The organism is Streptomyces sp. SID3212, assembly GCF_009865405.1.
GTDB lineage: Bacteria > Actinomycetota > Actinomycetes > Streptomycetales > Streptomycetaceae > Streptomyces.
This window is the reverse complement of record NZ_WWJY01000817.1, coordinates 1-6,900: the sequence shown is the minus strand read 5'-3', so window position 1 is coordinate 6,900 and position 6,900 is coordinate 1. Positions and strand designations below refer to the sequence as shown.

The following is a 6,900-nucleotide window of genomic DNA, read 5'->3' as shown; positions in this document are numbered from 1 at the left end:
CGGCGAGGTGCGGATCGCCACGGCCGTACCGCTCGCCGGGGCCGCCGCCGTCCACATCGACGCGGACGACGCGGACGCCGACGTCTCGGCCGCCGCCGCCGCGCTGGGCGCTGCGGATCACGGCGACGACGACGCGCAGTTCGTCGTGGACGGCGCCGAGGACCACGAACTGCTCTGGTACGGCGTCCAGGAGATCGACCACCTCATCGGCTGAGCGTCCCGCCGGGACCCGTACGGCCCGTGGCCACTGCACCGATGTCGGTGGCGGGCGGTACGGTTTTGCCATGGGGAAGCAGAACACGCATCTGGTCTGGGACTGGAACGGCACGCTCCTGGACGACATCCAGGCCGTCATCGGGGCGACCAACGCCGCCTTCGGTGAGATCGGGCTGGAGCCGATCACCCTGGCGCGCTACCGCGAGCTGTACTGCGTGCCCGTGCCGGTCTTCTACGAGCGGCTGATGGGCCGGCTGCCGACGGACGCCGAATGGACCGTCATGGACGAGACGTTCCACCGGCACTACACGGAGCAGCGTGTCGGCTGCGCGCTCACGGCGGGCGTCGAGGAGCTGCTCGCGGGCTGGACGCGGGCGGGCCGCAGCCAGTCGCTGCTGAGCATGTACGGCCATGAGGAGCTGGTTCCGGTGGTACGGGGGTACGGCATCGAGAGCCATTTCGTACGGGTCGACGGGCGCACGGGCCCCTCCGGGGGGAGCAAGGCGCTGCACATGGAGCGCCATCTGGTAGCCCTCGCGTCGGTCGGCGCGATATCGCCCGGGCGCACGGTGGTCATCGGCGACGCGGTGGACGACGCGGTGGCGGCGGCGCATGTGGGTGCGCGGGCGGTGCTGTACACGGGCGGGTCGCACAGCAGGACGAGTCTGGTGGCGGCGGGGGTGCCGGTGGTGGACTCCCTGGAGGAGGCGGTGGCGGTGGCGCAGGATCTGGTGGGCTGAGGAAGGCTCCTTGGCCTCTGCCCGTTGGGCGGTGCGGCTCACTGATGTCCTCAATCGCCGGACGGGCTTGAGAGGGCCGGAGCAGTCCGCAGGCCTTGTGTCGCTGGCCGGAGTGTCAAAGTTCACCTTGCGCTTTTGTACACATGCGGCTCATGACGGCGGGCAGGTGGAGAGCGATAGCCTGGGGCAGTGATCAGCGCGATATGCCGTGGGGGCAGCGAAGCCCCCCGTCTGCGCCCGGAGCGCCACCGCGCCCGGGCCGTCGTCGATCGCCGTTATCCGGACCGGCCGTCAAAATTGGCCAATAACGTCTCGGGCATCTCTCATCGCGGCATAACGTCGACCTCGACCGGAAACCCCGCGTCGTGGCGTTGTGGCGCTTCCTTCATACACGTCACGCAACGGCGCGCGACAGGAGCCAGAGGACATGCAGACCAAGCTGGACGAAGCCAAGGCCGAGCTGCTCGAACGGGCGGCCCGGGTCGCTGAGAACAGCCCGGCGGGGGAGACCGGAGGGCTGGGGGGAAGCCCCCTGGCGGACCAGGCCGCGGCCGGGTCCCACGAGGGGCGTTCCGGACAGGACGCGCTTCTCGCGTACCTCCAGCGCTACTACCTGCACACCGCTCCCGAAGACCTGGCCGACCGTGATCCGGTCGACCTCTACGGCGCGGCGCTCTCCCACTACCGACTGGCCGAGAACCGCCCGCAGGGGACCGCCGACGTGCGGGTCCACACCCCCACGGTCGAGGAGAACGGCTGGACGTCCAGCCACACCGTCGTCGAGGTCGTCACCGACGACATGCCCTTCCTGGTCGACTCCGTCACCAACGAGCTGACCCGCCAGGGCCGCGGCATCCACGCCGTGATCCACCCGCAGGTCGTCGTCCGGCGCGACGTCACCGGCAAGCTGATCGAGGTGCTCCCCGACGGCCCCGCCGCCGGGGCGGAGCGTCCCCACGACGCGCTCACCGAGTCCTGGATCCACGTCGAGATCGACCGCGAGTCCGACCGCGACGACCTCCGGCAGATGACCGCCGACCTGCGGCGCGTCCTGTCGGACGTACGGGAGACCGTCGAGGACTGGGACAAGATGCGCGAGGCCGCGCTGCGCATCGCCGAGGAGCTGCCCGGCGAGCCGACCGCGGACGATCTGCGCGTCCAGGAGGTGGACGAGGCCAGGGAGCTGCTGCGCTGGCTGGCCGCCGACCACTTCACGTTCCTCGGCTACCGCGAGTACCAGCTGACGGACACCGACTCGCTGTCCGCCGTGGCCGGCACCGGCCTCGGCATCCTGCGCTCCGACCCGCACCACAGCGAGGACGACGACCACCCGGTCAGCCCCTCGTTCAGCCGGCTGCCCGCCGACGCCCGGGCCAAGGCCCGGGAGCACAAGCTGCTCGTCATCACCAAGGCCAACAGCCGCGCCACCGTGCACCGCCCCAGCTATCTCGACTACGTCGGGGTGAAGAAGTTCGACGACAAGGGCAACGTCGTCGGCGAGCGCCGCTTCCTGGGCCTCTTCTCCTCGGCCGCGTACACCGAGTCCGTCCGCCGGGTGCCGGTCGTGCGCCGCAAGGTGGCCGAGGTCCTGGAGGGCGCCGGCTACTCGCCGAACAGCCACGACGGCCGCGACCTGGTGCAGATCCTGGAGACGTACCCGCGCGACGAGCTGTTCCAGACGCCGGTCGACCAGCTCCGCTCGATCGTCACCAGCGTCCTGTACCTCCAGGAGCGCCGGCGGCTGCGGCTGTACCTGCGCCAGGACGAGTACGGGCGCTACTACTCCGCCCTCGTCTACCTGCCGCGCGACCGGTACACCACCGGGGTCAGGCTGCGGCTGGTCGACATCCTCAAGGAGGAGCTGGGCGGCACCAGCGTCGACTTCACCGCGTGGAACACCGAATCGATCCTCTCCCGGCTGCACTTCGTCGTCCGGGTCCCCCCGGGCACCGAGATCGGCGAGCTGACCGACGACGACGCCGACCGCATCGAGGCCCGGCTCGTGGAGGCCGCCCGCTCCTGGGCGGACGCCTTCTCCGAGGCGCTCAACACCGAATGCGGTGAGGAGCGCGCCGCCGGGCTGCTGCGCCGGTACGGGAGCGCCTTCCCCGAGGGCTACAAGGCCGACCACAGCCCCCGGGCCGCGGTCGCCGACCTCGTCCACCTGGAGGCGCTCACCAACGACGGGAAGGACTTCTCGCTCTCCCTGTACGAACCGGTCGGGGCGGCCCCCGGAGAGCGGCGCTTCAAGATCTACCGGCTGGGCGAGCAGGTGTCCCTCTCGCGGGTCCTGCCCGTGCTCCAGCGGCTCGGGGTGGAGGTCGTCGACGAGCGTCCGTACGAGCTGCGCTGCGCGGACCGCACCCACGCCTGGATCTACGACTTCGGTCTGCGGATGCCGGTCAGCGGCCTGGGCGGGGAGACGCGCGCCGACGACGCCCGCGAGCGCTTCCAGGAGGCCTTCGCGGCCGTCTGGACCGGCGCCGCCGAGAACGACGGCTTCAACTCCCTCGTCCTGGAGGCCGGCCTGAGCTGGCGCCAGGCGATGGTGCTGCGCGCGTACGCCAAGTACCTGCGCCAGTCCGGGTCGACGTTCAGCCAGGACTACATGGAGGACACCCTCCGTACGAACGTCCACACCACGCGGCTGCTGGTCTCGCTCTTCGAGGCGCGGATGTCGCCGGGCCACCAGCGCGCCGGCACGGAGCTGACGGACGGGCTGCTGGAGGAGCTGGACGGGGCGCTGGACCAGGTCGCGAGCCTGGACCAGGACCGGATCCTGCGGTCCTTCCTCACGCTCATCAAGGCCACGCTGCGCACCAATTACTTCCAGTCCGCGAGCCTGGACACCGGTACGACGGACAGGACCGGCGAGGCCGAGCGGGCCGAGAACCCCGGCAAGGCCGACAAGAAGCCCGTCGCCAAGCACCACACCTACGTGTCGATGAAGTTCGACCCGCAGGCCATCCCCGACCTGCCGGCGCCCCGGCCCGCGTACGAGATCTGGGTCTACTCCCCGCGTGTGGAGGGCGTGCACCTGCGCTTCGGCAAGGTCGCGCGCGGCGGGCTGCGCTGGTCCGACCGGCGGGAGGACTTCCGTACGGAGATCCTCGGCCTGGTCAAGGCACAGATGGTCAAGAACACGGTGATCGTGCCGGTCGGCGCCAAGGGCGGCTTCGTCGCCAAGCAGCTGCCCGACCCGGCCGTGGACCGGGACGCGTGGCTGGCCGAGGGCATCGCCGCGTACAAGATCTTCATCTCGGCGCTGCTCGACATCACGGACAACATGGTCGCGGGCGCGGTGGTGCCTCCTACGGACGTCGTCCGGCACGACGAGGACGACACCTACCTGGTCGTCGCCGCGGACAAGGGCACGGCGAGCTTCTCCGACATCGCCAACGCGGTCGCGGTCGCCTACGACTTCTGGCTCGGCGACGCGTTCGCCTCCGGCGGCAGCGCCGGGTACGACCACAAGGGCATGGGCATCACGGCCCGCGGCGCCTGGGAGTCCGTCGAGCGGCACTTCCGCGAGCTGGGCCACGACACCCAGTCCGAGGACTTCACGGTCGTCGGCGTCGGCGACATGTCGGGTGACGTGTTCGGCAACGGCATGCTGCTCTCCGAGCGCATCCGGCTGGTCGCGGCCTTCGACCACCGGCACATCTTCATCGACCCGCACCCGGACGCCGCCACCTCCTTCGCGGAGCGCCGCAGGCTCTTCGGCCTCCAGCGCTCCTCGTGGGCCGACTACGACAAGGCGCTGCTCTCGCAGGGCGGCGGCATCCACCCCCGTACGGCCAAGTCGATCCCCGTCAACACCCACGTCCGCGAGGCGCTCGGCATCGAGCCCGGGGTCACCAAGCTGACCCCCGCCGAGCTGATGAAGGCGATCCTCCAGGCCCCCGTGGACCTGCTGTGGAACGGCGGGATCGGTACGTACGTCAAGGCGTCCACGGAGACGGACGCGGACGTCGGCGACAAGGCCAACGACGCGATCCGGGTCAACGGCGAGGACCTGCGGGTCAAGGTCGTCGGCGAGGGCGGCAACCTGGGGCTGACGCAGCTCGGCCGCATCGAGTTCGCCCGCCGGGGCGCCGGCGGCGAGGGCGGCAAGGTCAACACCGACGCCATCGACAACAGCGCGGGCGTCGACACCTCCGACCACGAGGTCAACATCAAGGTCCTGCTCAACGGCCTGGTGACGGAGGGGGACATGACGGTCAAGCAGCGCAACAAGCTGCTGGCCGCGATGACCGACGAGGTCGGCGCGCTCGTGCTGCGCAACAACTACGCGCAGAACACGGCGCTCGGCAACGCCCTCATCCAGTCCCCGTCCCTGCTCCACGCCCACCAGCGCTTCATGCGCCGGCTGGTGCGGGACGGGCATCTGAACCGGGCGCTGGAGTTCCTGCCGACCGACCGGCAGATCCGGGAGCTGCTCAGCGCCAACAAGGGGCTGTCCCAGCCCGAGCTGGCGGTGCTGCTCGCGTACACCAAGATCACGGTGGCGGAGGAGCTGATCCACACGGATCTGCCCGACGACCCGTACCTGCGCAAGCTGCTGCACGCGTACTTCCCCGCCCCGCTGCGGGAGCAGTTCGCCGAGCAGATCGACGGGCACGCGCTGCGCCGCGAGATCATCACGACGGTGCTGGTCAACGACACGGTGAACACGGGGGGTTCGACCTTCCTGCACCGGCTCCGCGAGGAGACGGGGGCGTCGATCGAGGAGATCGTACGGGCGCACACCGCGGCCCGTGAGATCTTCGGGCTCAACGCCGTGTGGGACTCCGTCGAGGCGCTCGACAACAAGGTCGAGGCGGACGTCCAGACCCGGATCCGGCTGCACTCCCGCCGCCTGGTGGAGCGCGGCACGCGCTGGCTGCTGGGCAACCGGCCGCAGCCGCTGGAGATCGCGTCCACGATCGAGTTCTTCGCGGACGGCGTGGAGGACGTCTGGGCCCAGCTGCCGACGATGCTGCGCGGCGCGGAGCTGGAGTGGTACCAGCGGATCCTGGACGAGCTGACCTCGGCGGACGTGCCGGAGGAGCTGGCCCTGCGGGTCGCCGGGTTCTCGTCGGCCTTCCCGACGCTGGACATCGTGGCGATCGCGGACCGTACGGGACAGGACCCGCTGGGCGTCGCCGAGGTGTACTACGACCTCGGGGACCGGCTGCGGATCACGCAGCTGATGGACCGGATCATCGAGCTGCCGCGGGCCGACCGCTGGCAGTCCATGGCCCGCGCCTCCATCCGCGAGGACCTGTACGCGGCGCACGCGGGGCTCACCGCGGACGTGCTGTCCGTCGGGGACGCCAACTCGACTCCCGAGGAGCGCTTCAAGGCGTGGGAGCAGAAAAACGCGGCGATTCTCGGGCGGTCGCGTACGACGCTGGAGGAGATCCAGAGCTCCGACGCGTTCGACCTGGCGAATCTGTCGGTGGCGATGCGGACGATGCGGACGCTGCTGCGGACGCACAGCTGAGCCGCAAGGCTGAGCCGTAAGGCTGAATAGCGCCGCGCCCCGGCCTCCGTACGAGCTGGCTCTCAGCCCGTACGGAGGCCGGGGCGCGCGGCCGTCCTGCTGCTGTTCCTACTTCTTGCCGCCGGTGAACTTCTGGTAGGCGGCCACGACCTCTTTCGCGGGGCCGTCCATCCGCAGGACCCCCGACTCCAGCCAGAGCGCGCGGTCGCAGGTGTCGGTGATGGTGGTGTTGCTGTGGCTGACGAGGAAGACCGTGCCGGCCTCCTTCCTCAGCTCGGCGATGCGCTCCTTGCTGCGGTGCTGGAACTTGGCGTCGCCGGTGGAGAGTGCCTCGTCGATCAGCAGGACGTCGTGGTTCTTGGCGGCGGCGATGGAGAAGCGCAGCCGGGCGCCCATGCCCGAGGAGTACGTCCGCATCGGCAGGGAGATGAAGTCGCCCTTCTCGTTGATGCCGGAGAA

At 70.3% G+C, this 6,900-nt stretch carries 2 protein-coding genes and 2 pseudogenes; 3 read left to right on the top strand and 1 reads right to left on the bottom strand.

Translation table 11 applies throughout. From position 1 onward, the window contains the following. The 3 genes and pseudogenes from GT042_RS24715 to GT042_RS24705 form a co-directional block, all read left to right on the top strand. A pseudogene (locus tag GT042_RS24715) lies at positions 1-214 on the top strand (hypothetical protein); the annotation flags it as partial. Positions 215-284: 70 nt separating this feature from the next. After that, positions 285-956, top strand: coding sequence for an HAD hydrolase-like protein (locus GT042_RS24710; protein WP_161310932.1), 672 nt, complete (start codon positions 285-287; stop codon positions 954-956). Positions 957-1,383: 427 nt separating this feature from the next. Continuing rightward, positions 1,384-6,441, top strand: a complete 5,058-nt coding sequence (locus GT042_RS24705) for an NAD-glutamate dehydrogenase (RefSeq protein ID WP_161310931.1) — start codon at positions 1,384-1,386, stop codon at positions 6,439-6,441. A 108-nt stretch (positions 6,442-6,549) separates the two neighbouring features. Here the strand turns inward: GT042_RS24705 and GT042_RS24700 are convergent. Next, positions 6,550-6,900, bottom strand: a pseudogene (locus tag GT042_RS24700) (ABC transporter ATP-binding protein); the annotation flags it as partial.